This is a genomic window from Massilia sp. TWP1-3-3, from assembly GCF_049897805.1.
Classification (GTDB): Bacteria; Pseudomonadota; Gammaproteobacteria; order Burkholderiales; family Burkholderiaceae_D; genus Telluria_A.
The window spans coordinates 1-23,093 of record NZ_JAFCWX010000006.1; the positions used below are offsets into that span (position 1 = coordinate 1).

Below are 23,093 nucleotides of genomic sequence, written 5' to 3' on the forward strand. Positions count from 1 at the left end.
GGTGATCCGGATGGCGGGCATCGCGGAGAAATTCTGTTGAGCATAGGCGCGCGGCGAAATCTTGGAACAGCGTGGTCAGAACGGACATGGCAGGCAGGGATAGTAAAAATCCATGCTGGGCGCCGCGATTTTAAGGTGATGTCAAGTGTTATTGTGAAAAAATTGATAATAATTTACTGAAATGCACGCCCATCGCTAACTTGGGTGGATTGCCGCACGCACTCCTCCACGAATTCGCTGTACTGTCTACAGAATTCCTGCACGCTGAAGCGCATCGCATTTTCCCGGCAATATTCCGGCGCGAATGCCGCCTGGCTGGTCTCAAACTGGCGCACCCCCTCTTGAATGGAGGCGACACTTTGCTGCGAAAAAAAGACGCCTGTAGGACGCGCATGCTGGCCCAGCGCACGGACCGTCTCGAGCGCCCCGCCCTTGCCATACGCGATCACGGGGGTGCCGCACGCCTGCGATTCGACCGGGGTGATGCCAAAATCTTCCTCCGCAGCGAAAACGAACGCTTTCGCATTCTGCATGGTTTCCTTCAGCTTGGCGAATGACTGATAACCAAGGATCTGCACATTCGGTCCCGCCTTGGCCCTCACCTTGTGCATATCCGGGCCATCGCCAATCACTACCAACTGCTTGTCAGGCATTGCGGAAAAGGCTTCGACGATCAGGTCCATTTTCTTGTAAGGGACGAGCCGCGATGCCGCCAGATAATAGTCTTGCTTGGCGGTGCAGAACGCGAACCCCTCCACGTCGACTGGCGGATAAATCACTTTCGCTTCGCGCCGATAGACCTTCCAGATGCGCTTGGCAATAAACTCCGAATTGGCGATGAAATAATCGACGCCATTTGCTGTGCGCAAGTCCCATAGCCGCATGTAATGGAGAATCAAGCGTGCCAGCGCGCCTTTCGCGCCTTGCGCCATGCCCGATTCATCCAGGTACTGATGCTGCAGATCCCATGCATAACGGATCGGTGAATGAACGTAACAAATGTGCAACTGGTCGGGGCCGGTCAGGACACCCTTCGCAACCGCGTGCGAACTCGACAACACGACGTCGTACGCGGACATGTCGAGCTGTTCGATCGCCAGCGGCATCAAGGGCAGATAATGACGATATTTCGAGCGGGCAAACGGCAAGCGCTGGATGAATGACGTGCGCGCACGCTTGCCTGACAAAAAACTACGTTCGTCGTCGCCAAGAAAGTCCACTACCGAATAGAGCTCAGCGGCCGGAAAGCATTGGATCATCTGTTCGAGCACCCGTTCGGAGCCGGCGTAGTTGACCAGCCATTCGTGTACTGCTGCTATTCGCATTACTATTTCTCCATTCGATTTATCGCGGCCACTTCCGCATACACCTGGTCGATCCGCTCGCACATCGCTTCGACCGAATATTTTTCGCGTGCGCGTGCGTGGGCGGTCTGCGCGCAGCGTTGATACAACGTGGGATCGGCCATCAGGCCCATGATCGCGTCGGCCGCTTGCTGTGGTGCATTCAAGGCAAACAAGAATCCGGTGCGGCCGTTTTCCACCACATCCTGATTGCCGACCACGTCCGACGCCACCGACGGTAAACCGGCGGCCATCGCTTCGAGCAAGGTCAGTGGCATGCCCTCGCCATGTGAGGCAGAAACGAACAGGTCTGCCGAACACAGAAGCGTCGCCACATCGTCGCGGAAACCCAGGAAACGCACCCGCTCGGTTATCCCTGCGCTATGCACCTGCGCCCGCAACTGCTGCGCCTGCTCGCCATCCCCCACCAGCCACAGTTCATAAGCGAAAGCGCGCGCCGAGAGCACCTGCGCGATTGCCAGTACGCCATCAACACCTTTTTCCGGCTCGTGGCGCGCCACATTGATCAGGATCGCCGGGGGCGTGCGCTCGCGGTGCGGCGCCAGTTCAGGACTCACCGCCACCCCATTTGGGATGACAACGCCACGGCCACCGGCAAGCAAGCCCGCCTCGGCGCACATTTGGCTCTCGGACATCGACACGTTGAGAAGCAAGGCAGTGCATCTGGCCAGCCAGCGTTCGATTGTCAGATATATCAGCCGTTTCGGCGGCGACAGGTGGCGAAAGTGAAAACCATGAAAAGTATGGATGACTGGCCGCCCCGTCACCAGGCCTAACAGACGCCCATAAATTCCCGCACCCTTGCCATGGCTGTGGATGACGGTGACGCCCTCGCGCCGCACCAGGCGTGCCAATTGCAAAAAGGCGCGCAGCGAGAAGCGCCGGAACGGCAGGGCCGCAAGCGCGCCGTATTCCGCAAACCGCTGTGAATACGCTTGTCCGGCCGGCGCTCCGATGATGAAGCGATGTCGGCGATGCAGCCCCTTGAGCAGCGATAGCATGTGCTCGGGCCCGCCGCCGTGGTCAGCCCGGACGGTCAGGAGCAGGATAGTTTGCGCGGACATAGTTGAGGTACCAAAAAACTAAACTGAAATTGATCAGGTAAATGAAGGTAAATTCATAGTTGACCTTGATGACCATATGAATGAAGTTGGGCAGCATGGCAAAGGCCGCCCATCGCCCGTGCTGCATCAGTTTGGCAGGATTGGCCGACCAAAGTTGCTTGAGCATCATCAGGATGGTCAGGGCAAAAAAGGCCAGCCCAATAAGCCCGCCGCGCTGCAGGTTAGCCAGCACCGCGTTGGCGGAAACGTACATGTCTTCATCAATGATAAAGTCGTAACCGGTGCCGGTCAGCAATGCCATACCGTGCAGCAAGCCCATGCCCCGTTCCAATCCTTCCGCCTCAAGGGCCAGGGTCGCCTGCTTGGTGGTAAGGACGCTGTCGAGCACGCCGGCGCCTGAATACATGAACAGGTACACCCCGAAAGCGACGGCGAGGCCGGCGCCGATGCGCTTGCCGATGCCGATATTGAGGAATAGCACGAGCACCAGGAACGACAGGATCACCGCCGCCAGACCGGCCACCGAGGTCGATGCCACGATGCCGAGCAAGATCACGACGAAGGCGGCTGAATAGGCGAACTTGTAGCGTGCGCTCGCGCGCAGATGGAGTACATAAAACAAGGCGGGCTCGAGGAAAAAGGCAAAGGCTGCCGACTCGTTGAAAAACGACCCGGTGCGATAGATCGCCACTTTGCCAAATCGCATCGGGAAGCTGTAATTGTTTGGCCACATATAGCCGTATATGCCCAGGTCGGCGTAGTCGAGATCGACTACCGGGATATGGGTCAGCGTCGCCGCCGGTATCCCGAAATTCAGCGTTACCAGGTGAAATACGATGCTGAGGACGGAATAGGTGACGGCGAAGACGACCACCACTCTGATGTAACTGGTCAAATGCCAATATTTACGGATATTGAAAAAAAACAGAATGATGAACCCGATGCGGATCACGCGCGTGGCGGCAAAGCCGAACGAGGTCAGGCCCATGGCGCTGTGTGCCACGAAGTACAGAGCCCACACCAGCCACACCGCGCAAAACACCGTCAGCGCCCGCTGGCGCCGCCACGACAGGAACAGCAGCCCGATCACTTTGTCGTGATTGAACAGGGCGAGCGCGCCGATCAGGCCGACCGCAATTTCGTTGACCATCCCGATCTGATAGATGATCAGCGAGGGGTCGTAGAACGAGAAGGCGATCAGGGCAACGATCCCCAGCAGCAGATTGGCCATTTATCCGGGCCTTGAGCGAAGCGAGAAATAGGCCGCCCGCAGCAGCGAGCGCAGTAAGCCTGCCAGGTAGCGCACGGAAACCGTCTCGCCGTTCAAGCCGCGCCACAACACCGCGAAGTGCTTGCAAGCCATGCGCGACTTTGAGCCGCTTGCCGCCATGCCGTGCACACGGTACAGCAGCAAGGGCGCGTCAATGTAAGCGAACCTGCAGCGGCGCGACATGCGCAGCCACATGTCATAATCCTCGACTGCCATCAATTCAGGCGCCTCGTCGAAGCCACCGCATTGCTGGAACAGGTCGCGCCGGAACACCACCGAAGAGTTCGGGATAAAATTACCGGTCAGCAGATGGGCGCCATGCTGGCCCGCTACCCGCTTCATCATCCACGCCTGGAGAATGACGCGCGCGCCGCTGAAGGTCGATGCGTTGGTGTAGCACAGGCCGGTGGCGGGATCGGCGTCCAGCGCTTCAATCTGCTGCGCCAGCTTGGTCGGCAGCCACAGGTCGTCGTCGTCGCACAAGGCGATCAAGCCCGCGCGCGCATGAGCAATACCATGGTTGCGGTTGACCGCGATCACGCCATGATTGGCATGCCGCAAGTAGCGCACGCGCGGATCGGCGAGCCCGTTCACGTAAGCCTGCGTGCCGTCGGCCGACAGGTTGTCGACAATGATCAGTTCGAAGTCACCGAACGTCTGCGCCAAAATCGACGCGACGGTATCCTGCAACAAAGCGGCCCGATTGAACGTGGGCAGCACCACCGAGACGCGCGGCAGGTCCGCCCCGGATGGCCGCGCCAGCGTCACGCGGCAGCCCCGAAGGCGCCCTGACACAAACGCAAGGTAGCGTCGATCTCGTCGCTCATCCCGCCGCGCAGCACGAAGCCGGTCGATTCGAGCTTGTCGACAACGTAACGCAACTCGGGCGCGGTTTCCCCCGGCAAAGGCGCCGGTCGTTCGAGCGCCGGCCGGAAACCGAGCACGGCTTCGCAGCGGATGGCGATGAATTCGGCCAGTTCCAGCATACTCATCGCATGCTTGCCGCCGAGGTTGAACAAGCCATCCTGCAAGCCGTCCGAAGGCAAGTCGATCAAGTGCGCCACGCACGCGGCAACGTCGTCCAGCGTTACGAAATCGCGGCGCTGCAAGCCGCTCGACTTGAGCACCAGCTTGCGCGCGCTGACCGCCTGGCGACACAGGTCGTTGGCGATCAGGGTCCAGCGGTTGACGTCGGCGGCAATCGGCGCGCCGAAGCCGTTCGACAGGCGCACCACCACGCCGTCGATCTTTTTCTGGTCGTGTTGGGCCAGCACGAAATCTTCCGTCACCTTATGGCTGATGGCGTACGGATGCACGGGGCGCGTGAGCGTGCGCTCGTCGATCACGCCGGCCAGCGGGGCGCCATAGACGTGGGCGGTCGAGAAATAGATGAATCGGCGAACTCCCGCTTGCTGCGCTGCAAGTAACAGGCGCACACTGTCGACCCCGTTGACCTGCAGGGCGGCGAGCGGATCGCGCGCACTATCGATTTCATTGAGGGCCGCGCAGTGCACCACGGTGTCGACGCCGGCTAGCAGAGCCGTCAGGTCAGTGTCGCCGCTGTCCCAGGCCACCAGCCGTCCCTGCACCAGCCAGGATGGCGCGAGCGCCGGCGGCGTGCGCGAGGTCAGCCGCAGCGACAAGCCATCCACCGTCGCCAGATGGCGCGCGATGCGCCCGCCGACGTAGCCCAGCCCGCCCGTTACCAAGATGTCGCGTGTCATCGGTGTTTGATTTCCCAGTTATATGGAATGCGCTGGTCAAACGGATCCAGGCGATCGATTTCATCGGCGCGATGGGCGATGCTGGTGCAATTGGCGACGATCGCCATGTCCTTGCCCATGCCCTTGAAGCCGTTCCACACCAGGGGCGGCACCGTGACCAGGCAATAATTATCCGGGCCTATGAAAATTTCCTGCAGCTCGCCCTTGGTCGCGCTGCCTTCGCGGTCATCGTACAGTACGAACTTGATGTTGCCATGTGGCACTGCGTAATTCAGCACCATTTCTGAATGGATGTGCCAACCCTTGATGGCGCCAGGATGCACGCACGAAAAATAAATTTCGCCAAAGCCGGCAAAGCCAGGCCCGTCGGCACGCATCATATGCATGATTTTTCCCCGCTCGTCGAGGATTTGCTTGAGGGGGGTGATGACGACGCCTTCGATCATTTACGACTCCATGTACGCTAAGATTTGTTTGGTGGAAATTTCCAGCGGGTCATGGCCGTGATGGACACCGTGGTACCACGCGATCGTTTCCGCCACGGCACGGTCGGCTGTCCATTTCGGCCGCCATCCCATCAACTGGTGCGCCTTGTCGCAATTGAGGTGCAGCAGGCGCGCCTCATGCACCGCGTGCTCCTGCTCGGCAATGCGCACGGCGCCACTGCCCCACTCGCCCACAATCATCGTCGCCAACTCGCCCACCGTGCGCACCGAGGTGGTGTCGGGGCCGAAATTCCAGGCGCCGGCGAAGCGTTTGGGCTCGTCGAGCAGGCGCGCCGCCGTCGTCAGGTAGCCCGACAGTGGTTCGAGCACGTGCTGCCACGGCCGCGTCGAATGCGGATTGCGCACCTCGATCGGCAGACCCGCGCGCAGCGCGCGCACGGCATCGGGAACGATGCGGTCGAGCGCCCAGTCGCCGCCGCCGATGACGTTGCCGGCACGTACCGTTGCGGCACCGAAGTTGGCGCGCGCATGGAAGTAGGAATCCTGATACGAGGAAAACACCAGTTCCGCGGCCGCCTTCGAGGCGCTGTACGGATCGTGCCCGCCCAGTTCGTCGTTTTCGCGGTAGCCCCAGATCCATTCGTTGTTGCGGTAGCACTTGTCGGAGGTGACGTACACCACCGCCTTGAGCGAATGCGACAGCCGCACGGCCTCGAGCACGTTGACCGAGCCGGCAATATTCGTGTCGAACGTCAGCTTTGGTTCGGCATAGGAGAAACGCACAAGCGGCTGAGCGGCGAGGTGGAACAGCACTTCCGGTTGAAATCGCTCGAACGCCGCGTTGAGCGCAGCCGCGTCGAGGATGTTGCCGTCAACGTGCTCAATGATCCCATCGAGCCCCAGCAGCGCGAAATGGTCGTCGGCACGCTCGACCGGTAGCGCATAGCCCATCACTTGCGCCCCCATCTTGGCCAGCCACAGACACAGCCAGGAACCCTTGAAGCCGGTGTCGCCGGTCACCAGGACGCGCTTGCCTTCGAAGGCCTTGCGCAGGGGATGGTCCGGATTTACCATTTGATCCATGGTGCATCGCCTTTCGCTTCCAAGCCGTTCAGGTACGCATAGTCGCGGTAAGTGTCCATTGGCTGCCAGAAGCCGTCGTGCTCGAACGTCATCATCTGGCCGTCGGCCACTAGCTGGCGCATTGGCTCGGTTTCGAACGTCAAGTCTTCGCGATCGTCGAGGTAATCGAAAATGCGGCGGCTGCAGACGAAGTAGCCGCCCGAGATGCGCCCGCCCGTTGCCTGCGGCTTTTCATTGAATTCGGTCACCAGGCCATCGGGCGAATTCATCATTTCGCCGAACCGCCCCGGCGGGCGCACGCCGGTAACGGTCAGAATCTTGCCATGACTGCGGTGAAAGTCGACCAGCTTGCCGATGTCGATATCGCCTACCCCGTCGCCGTAGGTGAGCATGAAATGCTCGTCGTCGCCGATGTATTTCTTGATCTTGCGCACGCGCGCGCCGGTCAGCGCATCCTGCCCGGTGTCGGCCAGCGTCACGCGCCAGTCCGCTTCCTCGTGCTCGGTATGGTATTCGATCCGGTCGGCCGCGCCCAGGCGCAAGCTGAAGTCGCGCGTATGGGACTCATAATTCATGAAGAAGTCCTTGATCACCTGACCTTTATAGCCAAGGCATAAGACAAACTCCTTGTGACCGGCGGTGGCGTAGTACTTCATGATATGCCACAGAATCGGCAACCGTCCCACCGGGATCATTGGTTTCGGGAGACTTTCATTGACATCACGAATTCGAGTGCCCTGGCCCCCGCACAAAATAACGACTTTCAATTCATTCTCCGATTCAAGAGTGATTCATACAATTTCATATAACGGGCCACGGCGGCGCTGGCGGTAAATTCCTGTTCGAATCGCGCACGCGCGCGCATTCCCATCGGTATCTGGCACTGCGTCCCGACGAATGTCGCGATCTGCTGCGCCAGCGCGACGCTGTTGCCTGGCGGCACCAGAGCGCCGGTGATGGCCTCATCAATTTGTTCGGGTGTACCGGCAAGGCTGCTGGCGATAACGGCCTTGCCCAGGCTCATCGCTTCCAGAATAACATTCGGGAAATCCTCGTTTGCAACCGAGGGCAGCAGCATAACATCAAGCGCTACTACAAAATTAAAAACATGGCTTTCGACGCCAATAAAACGGACCCATCGGGCCAGTTGCAATTGCTGGACCAGGCGCGCCAATTCATCCCGGTCGGGACCATCGCCCTCGATCAGAAACAGCGGCATTTCCCGCTCGCCGAGCAAGGCAGGCAAGCGCGCCACCGCTTCCAGCAAGACCCGATGGCCCTTGCGCCATTCCAATAGCGCCACCATGCCAAATACCATCTGGTCCGGCGCCACGCCAAGGCGCGCGCGGGTAGCGGCCGGCGTTTCGGTGACGCCGCGCGCGGCGATGCCGTTGTGCAACGTGCGAAACCGCTCTTGCGGCAGACGCAACACCGAGCGCAACACGCCTCCAGCGTGGCTTGACCCGGTCACGAACACGTCCACACTGTTACCGACCAGATGATCAAGGGGCCGGTCCAGCCACCAGTAGCGGTAGCGCCCCTGTTGGGCAATATTGTTGACCACCATGAGCACGCGCGGAATGCCGCACCATTTCGCGGCGATCGCAGCAGACAGGCAGGACAGCGCCGCCGGATACCCGCCGTTGTTGATGTGCAAGAGATCGATGCCGCGACCGCGCCAGGCGCGGTACAGCACCAGCGCATTCCACAGCAACACCCAATAGCGTACCAACAGCAAGTAATTCAAACCGCGCAGCAGCACCGCCAGCGGTCTTGGCAGGCGCGCCGCGTGGCGGGTGAACAAGGTGCCCGACAGCAGCGCCGGGCGCTCGATGAGCGGCGCCTGCGCGACGCGCCGGCGCAAACCCTCCTCGTACTGCGCCGACCAGCGGCAGCTGAACGACACATCGTAGGTGGCCAGCAGGCGCGCGTCGCCAAAAAAATTGACGAGCATATTTTCGCAACCGGCGAAAAAATCGCAATCGCTGTGATAGTGCAGGCGTGACTTAGCGCGCATCGTGCTGTGCCCTGAACCACGCGATCGTGCTTCGCAATCCGGCGTCAATCGACGTTTGCGGGACCCAGCCCAGCGCGGCACGTGCCTTGTGCACATCGAAAGAATACTCCATCGCCTCGCCGGTGCGGTACTCGAGCGCGCCGAGCCGCACCAGGCCGGGAGCGTCGAGCAAGGTCTCGACCTGCCGTACCAGTTCAGCAATCCTGGTCGCCTGTCCGCTGCCAATATTGATGATTTCACCGTCGATGCCCGCACCCACTCCGGCGCGCAGCAGCGCCTCGACCAGGTCGCCCACGTATACGTAGTCGCGGGTTTGGTCGCCATGCGTCATGGCGAACGGTTCGCCGCGCAGCAAGCTGTGGATCAGCGCCGGCAAAAACATGTCGCTGTGCTGTCCCGGCCCATAAGCAAGCGACGGCCGCACCACCACCACGGGCAAGCCAAAGCTGGCGTGCATCAGTTGCGACAGGTGGGTGGCGCACTGTTTGGAGAACGAATAGGCGCTGACCGGCGCTTCGCGCATCGTTTCGCAAAATGGCGCGACGTTGCGGCCATATTCCTCGCCGGTACCGAGTACCACGATGCGTTTGAGTGGCGTATGGCCGAGCGTGGCTTGGAGCAGGTTGAGCGTGCCGATCAGATTGGCCGCGATATTGCGGTCGAACGCGTCGCGCGACAAGCTGCGCTCGCGGGCGCCGGCCAAATGCCAGATAACCTCCGGCTGCCACTCCGCAATGCTGGCGCTGACAAATCCGCTGTCAGCCAAGTCGCCGGTGAACATTTGCGCCACCCCCGGCAGCGGCGCACCGCTGCGCGAGATGGCCGCGATCGCGGCGCCGCTCTTGGCAAGGGCGCGCAACAGGTGCGTGCCGACAAAGCCGGTGGCACCGGTAATGAGCAAACGCTTGGTATTGTAGGCGTTGTGTAAGCCTTCCCGTGCAGCAGAAATCATGCCATCCTGACTGGTGCAATGTTTGCATGCGGCTTGCGCAAGTGCGTCGGGATCGTCTTGACCACCCGGGCCGGGCTGCCGACCGCCACGCTCCAGGCGGGGATGTCGGACGTGACCACTGAGCGCGCGCCGATCACGGCGCCCTCCCCGATCGTGACACCTTTCAGGATGACGACGTCAAAGCCGATCCAGGCGTGGTCGCCAATCGTGATCGGCGCGCAGTTGACGGTGGACCAATCCTTGCCGGTCAACAGTGCGCCTGATTCCCAATGCTGCAAATGGCCCGCATGGTCGGCCATACGGTGGCGATAGTCGATCGAATGGGCGTCGTGATCATAAATCGTGCAACCCCACGAAATGAGGACGTCGCTACCAACCTTGATGCTGCTGCGCGAGATGAACTGGGTGCGGTCGCCAATGTAGACCCGCTCGCCGAGTTCCACATTGCCGGCGGCGCTTTCGAAAAAAATCTGGCAATACAAAATGCAATCATTGCCGGCAACAAAACTGTCTTGTTCCCGGGGCGTTAAAAAGGTGACGCGAAACGATTTGCCCAGGCGCGAATTACCGATCCGGATGAACGGATTCTTTCTTACCAATGTATAAGGATCGTAAAACAGCTTGTCATACGCCTTGCTCAGCAATCGCATCAATCGCATGCCTGAATTCCATTTCTAGGTTTCACTAATTTGCGCAATTTTACAACAGCAGAGGATAACTCGGCGCGCTCCATTCCGATCAACCACGGCAGCGCACAGATGATGACGATCACAAAGCAGACATACAAAAAGGCGGTCGCCATGACTGGCACCAGCAAGGCGCCAGCGCTGAGCGCGGCAATCGGCCAGAGCGTCGTCACCACCAGTTTCGCCAGGTAGCCGGCGCCGATCAGCGCCGAAATGCCGACCAGCTGGAACTGCCAGTCGAGCTTCCAGCCGCAGGCGCGGGCGATCACCCAAGCCTGGATATTGACGGAAATGACGCCGACCAGCACCATCTTGAACGCCATGCCGATCGCTTCGAGCCCAAGCCCGGGGATCAACACGCCCGAGCGGGGCGCCAGCATCAGGTAGGAAATGGGAATCGACAGCAGCATTACCGCTGCACTGACCCACATGTATTTCTTCGTCTGGCCGCTGGCGTACAGCATGGTACCGCCGATTTGCCCCATTGATTGATGGATCGGATAGAGCAGCATGATCGCTAACACCGGCCAGGCTTGCAAATACGACGGTCCCAAAACCACCGTGACGATTTCGCGCGCCCACGGCATCAGCAAGCCCGTCGCGGCCGCGCCCAGCATGACCAGACCGCGGTTGACGCGCCGATACAGCAGCGCCACCCGCTCGAAGTCGCGTTCGGCCCAGGCGGCGGCCACCTCTTTCCAGAAAATGTTTAGGATCGACGCCGTCGCCAGCAGGCTGATCGCGGAAAACTGACTGGCAATCTGGAAGAAGCCTTGCTGTGCGGCGCCGCCAAAGCGCTGCAATAACCATTTGTCGAGGAAATCGAACATGAAACTGATGATCGACAGCGCGATCAGCGGCTTGCAATAGACCCAATACTCGAGCAGCGCCGCCGCCAGCGGCGTAGCGTCGTCCTCGCCCTGCACGCTGTGGCGCAAGTAGCGCAACGCGAACAAGGTTACCACCGTGTATTGCACGACCAGGATCCACAGCACGCGCGTGACCGACATGGCGCCGGCGCCGGCCAGCACCGCGACGGCCACCAGATAGCATACGGCAACGATCATGTTGAGCAACTGGACGCGCACCGTATTACGGCTGGCCTCGCCGATCTGGCCCACCGTCTGCCACACCTGCTGCTGCAGGAAGGCGGCCACGCAGGCCAGCACGACGATGCCACGGTCGTAGCCGAGCCAGATGCGGGCGAACACGTCATCGGGAATGAGCACCGCCACCAGCAGCAGGGCCACCGTGAACTGCAGGCCCAGCCAGGCAAAATAGCGCAGGTAAAAGCGCGGGCCGCGCGCGCGCTGCGACAGGAAAGTAAAGAATGCGGTCGCCCCGCCGAGATCGAGCAGGGGGCGGATCGCGATGAAGCTGGCCAGCAGATACATCAGGTCGCCGTAGGCGGCCGGCAGCAGGGCGCGGGCGATCAGCAGCCCGGTGGCGAAGCTGAGCGCGGCGCGCACGCCGTTCGAGCCGACCGCCACCAGCAGGCGCTTTTTCACCGACACGGCAGCGATGCTCACGTTGCCGCCACAGCCGGCGCGGCCAGCTGGCGCGCCAGCTCGGCGTCCCAGGCGTCGAGCGCGTGCGCGTCGGTGCAGGCGAAGCGGGCGCAAAATGCCGCCACCGCGCGCTGGCGCTCCGGTGCGGCCCACCAGATCTCGGCACCGGTCGCCATCACCGCATTGACGGCGGCGGCGGCGGCGGCCGGGTCGTCGAACAGGATGCCGGCTTCACGCAACAGTGCGTAATAGGGCACAGCTTCCTGACGCAGCTTGTTGCTGCGCGTTTCCCAGAACAAGATGGTCGGGGTATTTGCTGCCAGCGCCTCGATAAAGGTCGTCGACAGGTGATCACACACATACAGCTCGCACTGGCGCATGCTCTGTTCAAAACTGACGTCCCAGCCCTCGACGGGCAACTGCGGAAAGCTTGCGGCGAGCCGATCGACCAGCTGCCACTGATTGTCCTCACGGTGCGGGCGCAGCCGCAAGCGGGCGAACGTGGCGGCATCGAGCGCGCCGGCAAAGCGCTGTTGCCAATCGAGATACGTGGCGAAGTCGCCAGGAACCCAGGGAAACTGCACCAGATAGCGCGGCGCGATGGTGGCCACCCACAGTATCCCGCCGCCAGGGCAGGCAGAGCGCGCGGCGCGCCCGATCAGTTTCGGCGCCGGCATCGGCGCTACCATCGCCGCGCACCCTGTGCGCTGCCATCCCCAGGTGTAATAGCGGTCGGTGATGGCGATCTCGTGCTCTTCGCTCGGCATCATCGCCAGGGCGCCATAATTGCCGCCGTGCTGAATGCCCAGCAAAGCGGTGCCGCGCAGCGCCGATGCCGCGGCCCATCGCTTGAAAATTTCATCGTAGTACCACCCGTTGGCGCTGCAGATGGCCTTGATGCGGCGCGGGTAGTGGGCGGCGGCAGCGGCGCCGATCGCGCCATAGCCTTCCACGAAACAGGTCGGCAGGTCGGTGGGAAGCATCGCCGCCACGCAGCGCGCAAATGCGCTCTCGCCAAGGGCGACGCCCGATAGCGCGGCGCGCAATGCCTGCTGGCCGCCGGCCAGCGCCGGTGCCGCCGCCGCGCCCAGGCTGGGCAAAATCCGACCGAAGCGGCGCAGGCACAGCGCCAGCAGCACCTTCTTGGGGAAGTAGGCATCCTTCATCAACACCGTGGCGCCGCTTGCGGCGGCGACGGCGACGTAGCGCCGCGCGACCCAGCGCATTGCCCGCTGTTTCCAGCTGCCGGGCTGGCCCTTGACGTAGCCGGCGGCCTGGCGCATGTCGGCGCCGGCAACAGGGAAACGCCGGCCCATTGCCGCCAGTAGCGCCGTGTAAAGCTGCAGGTTATAGGCATCCTCGAGCAGGAATGCGGCGAAATCTTGCGTGTCGGCTGGCGTGACGTAGGCCTCGCGCGCCAGGCCGATGGTGGTGAGCGCGGGATAGGCGGCCAGCGCCGCCTCGAGGTGGCGGAAACGGTCGTACAACACCGACAGGTAAATGTGCAGCCACGGGCCGACCACGATACGCCAGTAGCGCACCGGATGTTGCTCCCCGTGAAGGCGGTTGAGCGCGTCAGCCAGTCGCGGCAATATGTCTTCGTACAAGCCATTGACGTGCTCGTAGGCAGCCTCGGCCTCGTGCGCCTGGGCAAACGGGCTCACCAGCAAGCCGGTGCGCCGCGCCGCCAGCGCCGTGCGCTGGTCGGCCAGGCACCAGGGGCCAAGGAACACCATCGGTCGGCCGGTGTCCCAGAACGCCTCGAGGGCCGTGGTGGCAAGAAACACGTCACTGCCGCCAGTATCGGGCATGGTCATCAGAAGGTCAGCGCCATCATTGCTCCCTCCACGGCCCTCACCCGCCAATCAGGTCGGGCGTCAGGGCTGTATTGGCGGCGACGTTGCGCGTGACCTTCTTGCCGATCACCTGGTCGAGCAGCTTGGGCGCCATGCCAAAGCCCGGGCGCACGCTGCGCACCGCGCCGGCGTCGATCACGTCACCGGCCTTGAGGTCCCTGACAATGTACAGCGAGCGGCGGAACTGGGCATTGCCCTGTTCGCTTGACTTGCGGCCGTAGTCAACCTTGCCGAGGCAAGCCCACGCCGTTCGTGCACCGTGGCACAGCGCGGCCAGCTCTTTTGGCTCGAGCGAAAAGCTGTCGTCGGGGCCGCCGCCATTGCGGTTCAGCGTGAAATGCTTCTCGATCAACGCCGCACCCATCGCCACGCTGATCAATGCGGTGGTGTTGTCAAGGGTATGGTCGGACAAGCCAGTCACCAGTTTAAAACGCGCCATCATGTCCGGGATCGTACGCAGGTTGTAGTCTTCCGACGGCGCCGGGTAGCCGCTGACGCAGTGCAAGATCGCCAATTCACGGCAGCCGCCTTCGCGCGCGGCATTGACCGCCTCGGCAATCTCCTCGGCATCGGCCATGCCGGTCGAAATGATCATCGGCTTGCCGGTCGCCGCCACGTAGCGGATCAGCGGCAGATCCACCGCTTCGAACGAGGCGATCTTGTAGGCGGGCGCATTCAAGTCCTCCAACAGGTCGACGGCAGTGCTGTCGAACGGCGAGCTGAAGATGGTGATATCAAGCTGGCGCGCGTAGTCGAACAGCGGCGCGTGCCATTCCCACGGCATGTGGGCTTCCTGATACAGCTCGTACAGGGAACGGCCGTCCCACAGCCCGCCACGAATGCGGAAATCCTCGGCGTCGCTGTTGAGCGTGATGGTGTCGGGGCGGTAAGTCTGCAACTTGACGGCGTCGGCGCCGGCCAGCTTGGCCTGCTCGATGATCGCCATCGCCGTGGCCAGCTGGCCGTTGTGATTGGCCGACAGTTCGGCAATGATATACGGCGCTTCATCGACGGCAATGCGGCGTCCGGCGATGGTGATGCTTGGATAATTTGACATATGAGTTCTTTTGAAATACTACAAACGGGCATGCCACTCGTGGCGCAGCAGGCCAAAGCAAATGACGTCATGATAGTGCTGGCCATCGAAATGCTGATCGCGCAGCGTGCCTTCCTGGCGAAAGCCAAAGGCCCGGTGAAAACCGATCGAACGCTCGTTCCAGGCGAGCGCTTCACCGCACACCTTGTGCAACTGCAGCGTGTCGAAGGCATGCTGCAGCGCGGCCGCGCCGAGCCGGCGGCCGGTCCCGCGCAACGCCCCCGGCGCCGCATAAAAGCCCCACTCGGCGATCGTGTCGCCAGCGAATAGGCGCAGGTTGACAAGGCCAAGCGCGCGCCCCTGCTCCTCATAGATGAGCACGCGTCTGGCGCCGTCCTGGCTGACCCGCTCGAACCACGAACGATGCGCTTGCGGCGTGATCTCCTGCGCAGTGTACATGTACTGCCGCACGTCCGGATGGTTACGCCATGCCAGTACGCGCTCGACGTCGCTTTCGGCCATCGGCCGCAGTGCTGTGCCGGCGCTGTCGTTCATGGCACCTCCCGCATCGCCGCCAGTACCCGTCCTACGCCCAGTCCATCGACCAGCGCGCGCGCCGCCATGCTCATCGCCGCAAGCGCGCCGCCTTCGCCCATGTGCCGCAGCGCCGCCGGCAGGCGCGCGCCGATCTGGGCAGGCGTGCCCAGCGCCAGCGCCGCACCGGCATGCTCGAGCGCTGCGGCGCCGCCCGCCTGGTTTGGCGCCAGCACCACCACCAGCGTGGGCAAACCAAGGCAGCACCGCTCCCACGAGGTACTGCCGGCCGCGCCGATCGCCAGGTCGCTCTCGGCCATGCGGAGCGCCATGTCCGACACGTTCACCGCCACCTCGATCGGGCGCGCGGCGTTCGCCGCCAGGGTCCGGATGGCGCCGATCCATGGCGCATTTAGCCCCATGATGACACTGATTGCGCACTGTTGCGCCAGGTCGCTGCGCGCGAGTGCCTGTAGCACCGCGGCGGTCGCGTTGAACTGGTCGACGCCGCCCATATTGACCAGCACACGCGCCAGTTCGGCGCCCTCGCGGCGCGCCAGGCTGTGCCGGCGCAGCGCCCCGAATTCCGGGCGCAGCAGCGCATACGCAGGACCGGCCAGCACGGGGCAGTGCGGCGCCAGCAGGTCCCGATAGTGCGCGGCGGTGCGCCCCAGATTCTGGTCCAGCAGCACGTCGCAATCGTGGGCCCGGTCGGCCAGGTCGTCGATCACCATCAGCCGCATGGAGTCGCGCCGCAGCATTGATTCCCAGCGCGCGTCGAGCGCGTAGTGATCGACCACCAGCCAGTCCGCTTGCAGCACGGCCAACAGCGGCGCCACCTCGGCGGCGTCGTCCTGCCAGCGGCAGCCGAGCCACGCGGCATGCGCCGGCGCGGGCGCGCCACCGAAGGACGCGCCGGCCGGCTTGAGCAGCGTTGCTTCGAAACCGTGCTGGCGTACCGCCCCTGTCAGATGGCCGGGCAGGTCGCGACAGATGAAATGGCAGTCGGCGCCGCCCAACCGCAAGGCAGCGGCCAGCGCAAGGCACCGCATCACATGACCACTGCCGATGTCGACCGACGCATCGACCCGAAAGCATACCTTCATCGCTGCATCAGTTCAAACGCTTGAAACCGGCGTGGCACAGCGGCCCCTTGAGCAGGCCCATCACATCGCGTCCTTCTTCGCATTGCTGAATCAAGGCGAAGACCGGATCGAGCGCGTTGAAGAAAGCATCAACCACGGCTGGTGTGTGATCGGTGCAGACGTATACGCTGTTGCCGGCCAAGTAGCCTTTTGCCAGCATTTCCTGGGTGATCAACGTTTTGTAGGCCAGCGCGTTCTCGCTCAGGAAGCTAAAACCGGTCAGCGCCGGCAAACCCCAGTGGTCGATCTGCAAGCCGTGCTGATCGGCCAGTTTCTGCCAGCCGGCGCGAATGGCCAGTCCAGTCTTGGTGATGGTGTCCCAAGAACCGGTGCGCTCCATCACCTCGAGTGTTTTCAATGCGGCGGTCGGGCCGATGCGCTCGGTCCAGAAGGTGCTGCTGATAAAAGTCGACTGCGCTGCCTCCATCACTTCACGGCGCCCGATGGTAGCCGTGATGGCGTAGCCATTGCCGAGCGCCTTGCCGAACATCGCCATGTCCGGCTCGACACCGTACAGCTTGTGCAAGCCGCCGAAGCTCTGGCGAAAGCCCGACGTGCATTCGTCGAAAATCAGCACGATCTTGCGCTCGGTCGCCAACTGACGCACCTTTTGCAGGAAATTGTTTTCCGGGCCCTTGTTGCGTACCACCTCCATCTTGATCACGCCAATGTCGTGCTCGTTGACCAAGGCCTCGAGTTCTTCGAAATTATTGTAAGTAAATGGAAACACCGTACCGCGCAGGTTTTGCGGCACGCCGGCCGGATCGAGGCCGGGCAGCAAGTGCCCGGCCAGGTTTTCGCCGTCGCCGAGATTGGCCGACAGATACCAGTCGTGCCAGCCATGGTAGCCGCACACGGCCACCTTGTCGCGGCCGGAGGCGGCGCGGGCGATGCGGATCGCGATCGCATTGGCCTCGCCGCCGGTGCGCGCCAAGCGCACCATATCGGCCCACGGATGCATTTCAATCAGCTTTTCGGCCAGGTACACTTCCTCCGGGCAGTTAAACGTCGACATGTTGCCGGCAACCACGGTCTGCTGAACGGCCGCATCCACTTCCGGGTGGCCGTAGCCAAGGATGTTGGTACCGATGCCCATGATTGACATGTCGGTATATGCATTGCCGTCCAGGTCCCACACCGTGCAGCCTTTGGCCTTGCTGAAGTAGGCAGGCCATTGGTCCGGCGCGAACATCTCGGCCCGTTTCGACAGCAGCATATTGCCGCCAGGAATAATTTTCTTGGCGCGCTTCCAGAGTTTTTGGCCGGTGCCCATTTCAGATCCCTCGTTACGTATCAGTTGTTGGTTTGCTTCGAACAATTGCGGTTGTGCGCGCTGCAGTGCGAGCACCTGCAGCCAGGAGAAATCGATTTCCGGCGCGAAATGGGCATACACCCTCGCCACCACTTCCAGGTCGATCGGCTCGTCTACCGTCCAGCGCAACGCGGACAAATCTTCGTTGCCGACGATCGCTTCCTGCGTGAACTTTCCGCTTTCGCGCAGATAAGGCGTCACGTGCTCGCGGTCGAATTTGGCGTCCGTCTCACGCCCCGCGCGCGCCAGTGCGGCGAACGAAAACACTTCGATGTCTAGGCCGTTCGGAAAGGTCGGTGGCGCCACGTTACTCAGGTAATCGACGCCGGCGCTGCGAAAGCGCGCCACTGCAGCGTCGACCAGGCCCGCATCGACGAGCGGACAATCACCGGTAATGCGGATGACGACGTCGGCGCCGGCCATCCTGGCCGCTACCAGGTAGCGGTCCAGAACATCGTTCTCGCTGCCGCGTGCACAGCGGTACCCCAGCTTCTTGACGAACTGCGCCAGCGTCTCGTCGCGCGCATTGTCGGACGTGGCCACGACGATTTCGTTGATCTCGCGCGAACGGCTCAGCCGGTGCAACAGCAACTCGATCATCGGTGTCCCCGCGATCGTGCGCATGACCTTGTTGGGCAGGCGGGTAGAGCCCATGCGAGCCTGGACGATAGCGACGGTTTTCATCATGACTCCTGCGGCCACATGGCCGGGTTCAAAATCTCCGACTGGTTGATTCCAAATGCGGCGTAATCGATTGCAGCCGGTGCCGGGAAATGGGAAAACAACTGGTCGAGGTGGGCCACCGATTCGACGCCGACGATGACCCGATCGATGTCGGCGTTGCCCAGCAAAAAATGCAAGGCGGCGTGCGCCGGGCTGATGCCGGCGCACGCCGCGCACTCATGGAAGCGCTGCAGGGCCGCGCGAATCCCGGTGAAATGAGGATCGAGCGTGCCCGGATCAGCCAGCAGCAGTCCTTGTAAAAATGCCGAGCGCACCTGCACCTTGACCCCGGCCGCAGCCAGGCGCGCCAAGCCGCCCGAGCGCAGCGGACGCTGGTCGAGCACATTCATGGGCAGCTGCACCATGTCCATCGGAAAACACGCCTGGATTGCTTCGGCGATCTCGGTGTCATACACCGACACGCCGATATGGGTAACGACGCCATCGCGCTTGAGCGCGAGCATGGCCTCGTAGAGCCGCTCGCCGCCCGGCGCCAGCAGATTGGGCGCATGGTGGATGAGCAGGCCGTGCACCCTGGCCAGGCGCAGCGCGTGCAGCGAGTCGCTGAACGCCTCGTGCAAGGCCTGCGCCTGCTCGGCGCCGATCGCGCCATCGGCAAAGCGCGGCGTCTTGGTGACGATCTCGAATGCGGGCAGCAGGTCGGCGCAACGTCCGAGCGCCTGCTCCGACTCGCCGTACAAATGGGCGGTATCGATCGACGACAAGCCATATTGCGCCGCGCGCGCCAGCATGGCCGCCACGTCGGCGTCGGTGGGCATGCCGCGCTGGTTGAAACGGCCATATGGCATGCCGAACTGCGCCGCACCTAGCCCGATTCGTGCCAAGGGAGTGCCTGGACTCACGATAGCGCCTCCTTGAGAGCGGCCACCACCCGGTCCTGGTCCCCGAAACTGAGCCCGGAATACAGCGGCAGGCTGATCGCCTCCGCATAATAGCGCTCGGACTGCGGGAACTGCCCGGCCGTGAAGCCGAGCTGCCGGTAATATGGCTGGGTATGAACGGGAATATAGTGCACGTTGACGCCGATACCGCGCTCACGTAGAAATTCGAAGACCTGCAGGTGTGTGCGACCGATGTCGGCCAGATGCAAACGCACAACATAAAGGTGCAGGCCGGAATAGGTCCCTTCGCGCTGGAACGGCAGCGTCAGCGGCAATGCCTGCAGCAGCGTGTCGTAGCGGCGCGCCAGCCGGTGGCGCTGCGCGACGAATTCGTCGAGACGGCCCATCTGACTGACGCCGAGCGCCGCCTGCAACTCCGTCATGCGGTAATTGAATCCCAGCGCCACCTGCTGGTAATACCACGGGCCATCCGGCGCATGGCTCATCTGTGCCGGCTCACGCGTGATGCCATGACTGCGCGACAGCGCCATCGCTGCAGCCAGGTCGGCACGGCCGGTCACGGCCATGCCGCCTTCCGCGGTGGTGATGATCTTGACTGGATGAAAGCTGAACACCGTGATGTCGCTGTAGCGGCAATTGCCGATCGGCTCGCCCAGATACCGGCCGCCGATCGCGTGCGAGGCGTCTTCGATCACGCCAAAGCCGTATTCGAGCGCCAGCGCGTGAATGGCTGCCATATCGCATGACTGGCCGCACAGGTGCACAGGAATGACGACTTTGGGCAATCTCCCGGCCACCTTTGCGTCAGCCAGCTTCGCTGCCAAGGCCACCGCGTCGAGGTTGTAGGTGTGCGGGTCGATGTCGACGAAATCGACTGCGGCGCCGCAATACAGTGCGCAGTTCGCACTGGCGACAAAGGTCACCGGCGTGGTCCACACCAGATCGCCTGGACCGACGCCGAGGGCCAGGCAGGCGATGTGCAAGGCGCTGGTGGCGCTGTTGACGGCCAGCGCATGGGCCACGCCGCAGTAATCCGCTATTGATTTCTCGAACGCAGGCACCACCGGCCCTTGCGTCAGAAAATCCGACCGCAGCACCGCGACAACAGCGGCGATATCGTCCTCGGAAATGTCTTGCCGTCCGTACGGAATCGTGCCCATCATTCGACGCTGTGGTGAGGGTCGACGTGGATCTGGATCAGTTCCCGCAATTCGGCCGCGGTCAGGAAATGCTCGTTGGTGCCGCTGTCATAGCTGAAGCCGGGCGCCACAGGGACGCCGCCCATTTGCTGGCAATAGTCCTGGATCGAGTAACGTGCGCCCATCGGCAGAATGGCGTAATACTTGCCGATGTCGACGGTATTGAAACTGTCGCTGGCAGTAATCATTTCCTCGTGAATTTTTTCACCGGGACGCACGCCAATCACTGGACGGGCGCACTCTGGACCGATTGCCTCGGCGACATCGGTGATCCGGTAGGACGGAATCTTCGGCACCAGCACTTCACCGCCCAAGGCATGCTCGATCGACCACAGCACCATGTCGACACCCTCTTGCAGGCTGATGTTGAAACGTGTCATTGCTGCATCCGTAATCGGCAGCACGCCGCTGGCGCGCTTGTCGAGGAAGAAAGGAATGACCGACCCGCGGCTACCCATCACGTTGCCATAACGAACAACGCTGAAACGGATATCGCGTGATCCTTTGATGTTGTTGGCCGCGACAAACAGCTTATCTGAACACAGCTTGGTCGCGCCATACAGATTGATTGGCGCAGCCGCCTTATCGGTCGACAACGCGACCACGCGTTGCACCTTGCTGTCGAGGCAAGCCTCAATCAGGTTCTGGGCGCCGAGAACATTCGTCTTGATGCATTCGAACGGATTATACTCGGCCGCCGGCACCTGTTTCAGGGCAGCGGCGTGAATGACGATATCGATCCCTTCGAGAGCGCGGCGCAGTCGGGCCTCGTCGCGCACGTCGCCGATGAAATAGCGGATGCCCGTGTACTTGGTGTCGGAAAATTCTTGCGCCATGTCATATTGCTTGAGCTCATCGCGCGAAAAAATCACCAGCCGCTTGATGTCGGGGTAGCGTTGCAACACGGTGCGTACGAAGGCTTTGCCGAACGAGCCGGTACCGCCAGTGATTAAGATAGATTTGTTGTTCAACATAATATTATTCCAAATAATTTCAAAAATCCAGAGATCGCCTGTATTGCCATGGCAATCAGCCGGTGGTTTTTCTCCACCTGAGGTGGCGCCGCAGCACTGCAAGGCGCACATATTCGTCCGACCGCGACGGCGCCCTCACGTTTTCGGCCCACTCCTTGGCAAACGCCCAGCAAATCGCCAGGAAGGCGCATGCGAGGGCGCCGAGAATCACCATGACTGCACGTTTCGGCTTGCTTTTGCGATCCGGTTCGATCGCCCGGTCCAGCACCTGTATGGTGGAACTGTCTTTCGCCTCGTCGATCTTGGCAATCTCGAACTGCTTTGCCAAGACCTCGAAAATGGCTTCGTTATATTTCACGTCGCGCACGCGCCGGACGAATTCCAAGCCGGCTTCCGGGACCTGACTGGTCGACAGCGAGATATCCCCTCTTCCTTGGCTCAAGCCGGTCTCGACTTTCGCCAGTTGGGTGCGCAGCCCGCTCAGTTCCCGCTCGATTCGAATGATCTCAGGATTGCTCGGCGTCGCAAATGTGCGCAGGGCGCCCATTTCGACTTCCTTCGCTGCAATCTGTCCCTTCAGCCGGGCAGCCGACGAGATAATGACTTCGGCCTGACCTTCCAAGCGGATCAGGCCGGTTTTCTCTTGCATGCGTTTCAATGCCACCTCGGCCTCGGCCAGGTTTTGCTTGGCCTGCAGCAGCTGCTTCTCGAAGAACAATCTGCGCTGCGCTGCATCGGTCACCGCCAACGTCAGCATCAGTTTCTGCAATTCCTCCACGTAGGCGTTGGCCAGCATCGACGCACGCTTGGGGTCGACGTCATCGACCTGCACTTCGATCATGCCGTCCTTGCCGGCCGTGAAAGAACTTGCCGTTGCCAACACTTTCAGCGTGTCGCTCTGAAACTTCGTTCCGTAGACCTTTTGCAGCGCGAACCGGCTTGCGAGACGATCGCCTACGGTGCGACTAGACAGCATACCAAGGTAGGTATCGGTGGCAGTCTTGATGCCAAGCGAACTACCTGCCAGGCCGCCAAGGGCGCCGAGTTGACCGAGCATCGCCGCCGCACTCGACTGCGCCTGCTGAGGCGGCATGATCTTCGTCGCCGCCGTAAAAATATTCGGCATCATCAAGCTGACCCCGGCCACCACGACCGCTCCTGCGAACGCGCTTGCGGCGATGCGCGCCTTGTGCTTGGCCAGGACGATCAATACGTCAATCAGTTTGATGTCCTCATCCGCTGCGGGATTGTGTTGGATAGTGCTTTCCAATCGTTCAGGCATCGTTCGCTTTCAATAATTTTTGTCGCTCGGTGGGGGGATATCGGCCACATGCCAC

At 61.9% G+C, this 23,093-nt stretch carries 21 protein-coding genes and 1 pseudogene; 1 reads left to right on the forward strand and 21 read right to left on the reverse strand.

What is annotated here, in order from left to right; translation table 11 throughout:
- The coding region (locus ACP7D4_RS07345; protein WP_426208414.1) for a hypothetical protein at positions 1-180 on the forward strand (180 nt) is incomplete at its 5' end.
- Positions 181-239: 59 nt separating this feature from the next.
- Here the strand turns inward: ACP7D4_RS07345 and ACP7D4_RS07350 are convergent.
- The 21 genes and pseudogenes from ACP7D4_RS07350 to ACP7D4_RS07450 all read right to left on the reverse strand — a co-directional run.
- Positions 240-1,388: pseudogene (locus ACP7D4_RS07350) on the reverse strand (glycosyltransferase family 4 protein); the annotation flags it as partial.
- The gene (locus ACP7D4_RS07355; RefSeq protein ID WP_426208416.1) at positions 1,328-2,428 is read right to left on the reverse strand and encodes a glycosyltransferase; all 1,101 of its coding nucleotides are present in this window, start codon (positions 2,426-2,428) and stop codon (positions 1,328-1,330) included. The gene ACP7D4_RS07355 and the pseudogene ACP7D4_RS07350, both read right to left, overlap by 61 nt.
- Positions 2,388-3,659 (reverse strand): hypothetical protein, encoded by a 1,272-nt coding sequence (locus ACP7D4_RS07360; protein WP_426208418.1) that lies wholly within the window; start codon positions 3,657-3,659, stop codon positions 2,388-2,390. The genes ACP7D4_RS07355 and ACP7D4_RS07360 overlap by 41 nt, the downstream gene beginning before the upstream one ends.
- Positions 3,660-4,466, reverse strand: a complete 807-nt coding sequence (locus ACP7D4_RS07365) for a glycosyltransferase family 2 protein (protein ID WP_426208420.1) — start codon at positions 4,464-4,466, stop codon at positions 3,660-3,662.
- Positions 4,463-5,422, reverse strand: a complete 960-nt coding sequence (locus ACP7D4_RS07370; protein ID WP_426208422.1) for an NAD-dependent epimerase/dehydratase family protein — start codon at positions 5,420-5,422, stop codon at positions 4,463-4,465. The genes ACP7D4_RS07365 and ACP7D4_RS07370 overlap by 4 nt, the downstream gene beginning before the upstream one ends.
- Positions 5,419-5,868 carry a dTDP-4-dehydrorhamnose 3,5-epimerase family protein gene (locus tag ACP7D4_RS07375; RefSeq protein WP_426208425.1) on the reverse strand — a complete coding sequence of 150 codons (450 nt, stop codon included), beginning with the start codon at positions 5,866-5,868 and terminating at the stop codon, positions 5,419-5,421. Before ACP7D4_RS07375 ends, ACP7D4_RS07370 begins: the two co-directional genes overlap by 4 nt.
- Complete coding sequence (gene rfbG / locus ACP7D4_RS07380; protein WP_426208427.1) at positions 5,869-6,951, reverse strand: CDP-glucose 4,6-dehydratase; 1,083 nt, start codon at positions 6,949-6,951, stop codon at positions 5,869-5,871.
- The gene (gene rfbF / locus ACP7D4_RS07385; RefSeq protein WP_426208429.1) at positions 6,936-7,718 is read right to left on the reverse strand and encodes a glucose-1-phosphate cytidylyltransferase; all 783 of its coding nucleotides are present in this window, start codon (positions 7,716-7,718) and stop codon (positions 6,936-6,938) included. Before rfbF ends, rfbG begins: the two co-directional genes overlap by 16 nt.
- A complete protein-coding gene (locus ACP7D4_RS07390; protein ID WP_426208431.1) occupies positions 7,715-8,968 on the reverse strand; it encodes a glycosyltransferase family 4 protein in 1,254 nt (417 codons plus the stop codon). Before ACP7D4_RS07390 ends, rfbF begins: the two co-directional genes overlap by 4 nt.
- Positions 8,958-9,920 carry an NAD-dependent epimerase/dehydratase family protein gene (locus tag ACP7D4_RS07395; protein WP_426208433.1) on the reverse strand — a complete coding sequence of 321 codons (963 nt, stop codon included), beginning with the start codon at positions 9,918-9,920 and terminating at the stop codon, positions 8,958-8,960. Before ACP7D4_RS07395 ends, ACP7D4_RS07390 begins: the two co-directional genes overlap by 11 nt.
- Positions 9,917-10,579: an acyltransferase gene (locus ACP7D4_RS07400; RefSeq protein WP_426208434.1), complete on the reverse strand. Its 663-nt coding sequence runs from the start codon at positions 10,577-10,579 to the stop codon at positions 9,917-9,919. The genes ACP7D4_RS07395 and ACP7D4_RS07400 overlap by 4 nt, the downstream gene beginning before the upstream one ends.
- On the reverse strand, positions 10,570-12,135 hold the full coding sequence (locus tag ACP7D4_RS07405; RefSeq protein WP_426208435.1) for a lipopolysaccharide biosynthesis protein: 1,566 nt from the start codon (positions 12,133-12,135) through the stop codon (positions 10,570-10,572). Before ACP7D4_RS07405 ends, ACP7D4_RS07400 begins: the two co-directional genes overlap by 10 nt.
- Complete coding sequence (locus tag ACP7D4_RS07410) at positions 12,132-13,925, reverse strand: LIC12162 family transferase (RefSeq protein ID WP_426208436.1); 1,794 nt, start codon at positions 13,923-13,925, stop codon at positions 12,132-12,134. Before ACP7D4_RS07410 ends, ACP7D4_RS07405 begins: the two co-directional genes overlap by 4 nt.
- A gap of 43 nt (positions 13,926-13,968) precedes the next feature.
- The gene (gene pseI / locus ACP7D4_RS07415) at positions 13,969-15,027 is read right to left on the reverse strand and encodes a pseudaminic acid synthase (protein WP_426208437.1); all 1,059 of its coding nucleotides are present in this window, start codon (positions 15,025-15,027) and stop codon (positions 13,969-13,971) included.
- Between the two features lie 18 nt (positions 15,028-15,045).
- Positions 15,046-15,561 (reverse strand): UDP-4-amino-4,6-dideoxy-N-acetyl-beta-L-altrosamine N-acetyltransferase, encoded by a 516-nt coding sequence (pseH, locus tag ACP7D4_RS07420; protein ID WP_426208438.1) that lies wholly within the window; start codon positions 15,559-15,561, stop codon positions 15,046-15,048.
- On the reverse strand, positions 15,558-16,646 hold the full coding sequence (pseG, locus tag ACP7D4_RS07425) for a UDP-2,4-diacetamido-2,4,6-trideoxy-beta-L-altropyranose hydrolase (RefSeq protein ID WP_426208440.1): 1,089 nt from the start codon (positions 16,644-16,646) through the stop codon (positions 15,558-15,560). Before pseG ends, pseH begins: the two co-directional genes overlap by 4 nt.
- 7 nt (positions 16,647-16,653) lie before the next feature.
- Complete coding sequence (locus ACP7D4_RS07430; RefSeq protein ID WP_426208442.1) at positions 16,654-18,681, reverse strand: aminotransferase class III-fold pyridoxal phosphate-dependent enzyme; 2,028 nt, start codon at positions 18,679-18,681, stop codon at positions 16,654-16,656.
- Positions 18,681-19,583 carry an aldo/keto reductase gene (locus ACP7D4_RS07435; RefSeq protein ID WP_426208443.1) on the reverse strand — a complete coding sequence of 301 codons (903 nt, stop codon included), beginning with the start codon at positions 19,581-19,583 and terminating at the stop codon, positions 18,681-18,683. The genes ACP7D4_RS07430 and ACP7D4_RS07435 overlap by 1 nt, the downstream gene beginning before the upstream one ends.
- A complete protein-coding gene (gene pseC, locus ACP7D4_RS07440; protein WP_426208445.1) occupies positions 19,580-20,743 on the reverse strand; it encodes a UDP-4-amino-4,6-dideoxy-N-acetyl-beta-L-altrosamine transaminase in 1,164 nt (387 codons plus the stop codon). Before pseC ends, ACP7D4_RS07435 begins: the two co-directional genes overlap by 4 nt.
- Positions 20,743-21,756, reverse strand: coding sequence for a UDP-N-acetylglucosamine 4,6-dehydratase (inverting) (pseB, locus tag ACP7D4_RS07445; protein WP_426208446.1), 1,014 nt, complete (start codon positions 21,754-21,756; stop codon positions 20,743-20,745). Before pseB ends, pseC begins: the two co-directional genes overlap by 1 nt.
- A 55-nt stretch (positions 21,757-21,811) precedes the next feature.
- Positions 21,812-23,038 (reverse strand): GumC family protein, encoded by a 1,227-nt coding sequence (locus tag ACP7D4_RS07450; protein ID WP_426208448.1) that lies wholly within the window; start codon positions 23,036-23,038, stop codon positions 21,812-21,814.
- Positions 23,039-23,093 lie beyond the last annotated feature (55 nt).

Coding starts and splice junctions, on each gene's coding strand:
- ACP7D4_RS07355 (WP_426208416.1), bottom strand. CDS start 2,428: ATGTCCGCGCAAACTATCCTGCTCCTGACCGTCCGGGCTGACCACGGC.
- ACP7D4_RS07360 (WP_426208418.1), bottom strand. CDS start 3,659: ATGGCCAATCTGCTGCTGGGGATCGTTGCCCTGATCGCCTTCTCGTTC.
- ACP7D4_RS07370 (WP_426208422.1), bottom strand. CDS start 5,422: ATGACACGCGACATCTTGGTAACGGGCGGGCTGGGCTACGTCGGCGGG.
- ACP7D4_RS07375 (WP_426208425.1), bottom strand. CDS start 5,868: ATGATCGAAGGCGTCGTCATCACCCCCCTCAAGCAAATCCTCGACGAG.
- rfbG (WP_426208427.1), bottom strand. CDS start 6,951: ATGGATCAAATGGTAAATCCGGACCATCCCCTGCGCAAGGCCTTCGAA.
- ACP7D4_RS07390 (WP_426208431.1), bottom strand. CDS start 8,968: ATGCGCGCTAAGTCACGCCTGCACTATCACAGCGATTGCGATTTTTTC.
- ACP7D4_RS07395 (WP_426208433.1), bottom strand. CDS start 9,920: ATGATTTCTGCTGCACGGGAAGGCTTACACAACGCCTACAATACCAAG.
- ACP7D4_RS07400 (WP_426208434.1), bottom strand. CDS start 10,579: ATGCGATTGATGCGATTGCTGAGCAAGGCGTATGACAAGCTGTTTTAC.
- ACP7D4_RS07410 (WP_426208436.1), bottom strand. CDS start 13,925: ATGCCCGATACTGGCGGCAGTGACGTGTTTCTTGCCACCACGGCCCTC.
- pseI (WP_426208437.1), bottom strand. CDS start 15,027: ATGTCAAATTATCCAAGCATCACCATCGCCGGACGCCGCATTGCCGTC.
- pseH (WP_426208438.1), bottom strand. CDS start 15,561: ATGAACGACAGCGCCGGCACAGCACTGCGGCCGATGGCCGAAAGCGAC.
- pseG (WP_426208440.1), bottom strand. CDS start 16,646: ATGAAGGTATGCTTTCGGGTCGATGCGTCGGTCGACATCGGCAGTGGT.
- ACP7D4_RS07430 (WP_426208442.1), bottom strand. CDS start 18,681: ATGAAAACCGTCGCTATCGTCCAGGCTCGCATGGGCTCTACCCGCCTG.
- pseC (WP_426208445.1), bottom strand. CDS start 20,743: ATGGGCACGATTCCGTACGGACGGCAAGACATTTCCGAGGACGATATC.
- pseB (WP_426208446.1), bottom strand. CDS start 21,756: ATGTTGAACAACAAATCTATCTTAATCACTGGCGGTACCGGCTCGTTC.
- ACP7D4_RS07450 (WP_426208448.1), bottom strand. CDS start 23,038: ATGCCTGAACGATTGGAAAGCACTATCCAACACAATCCCGCAGCGGAT.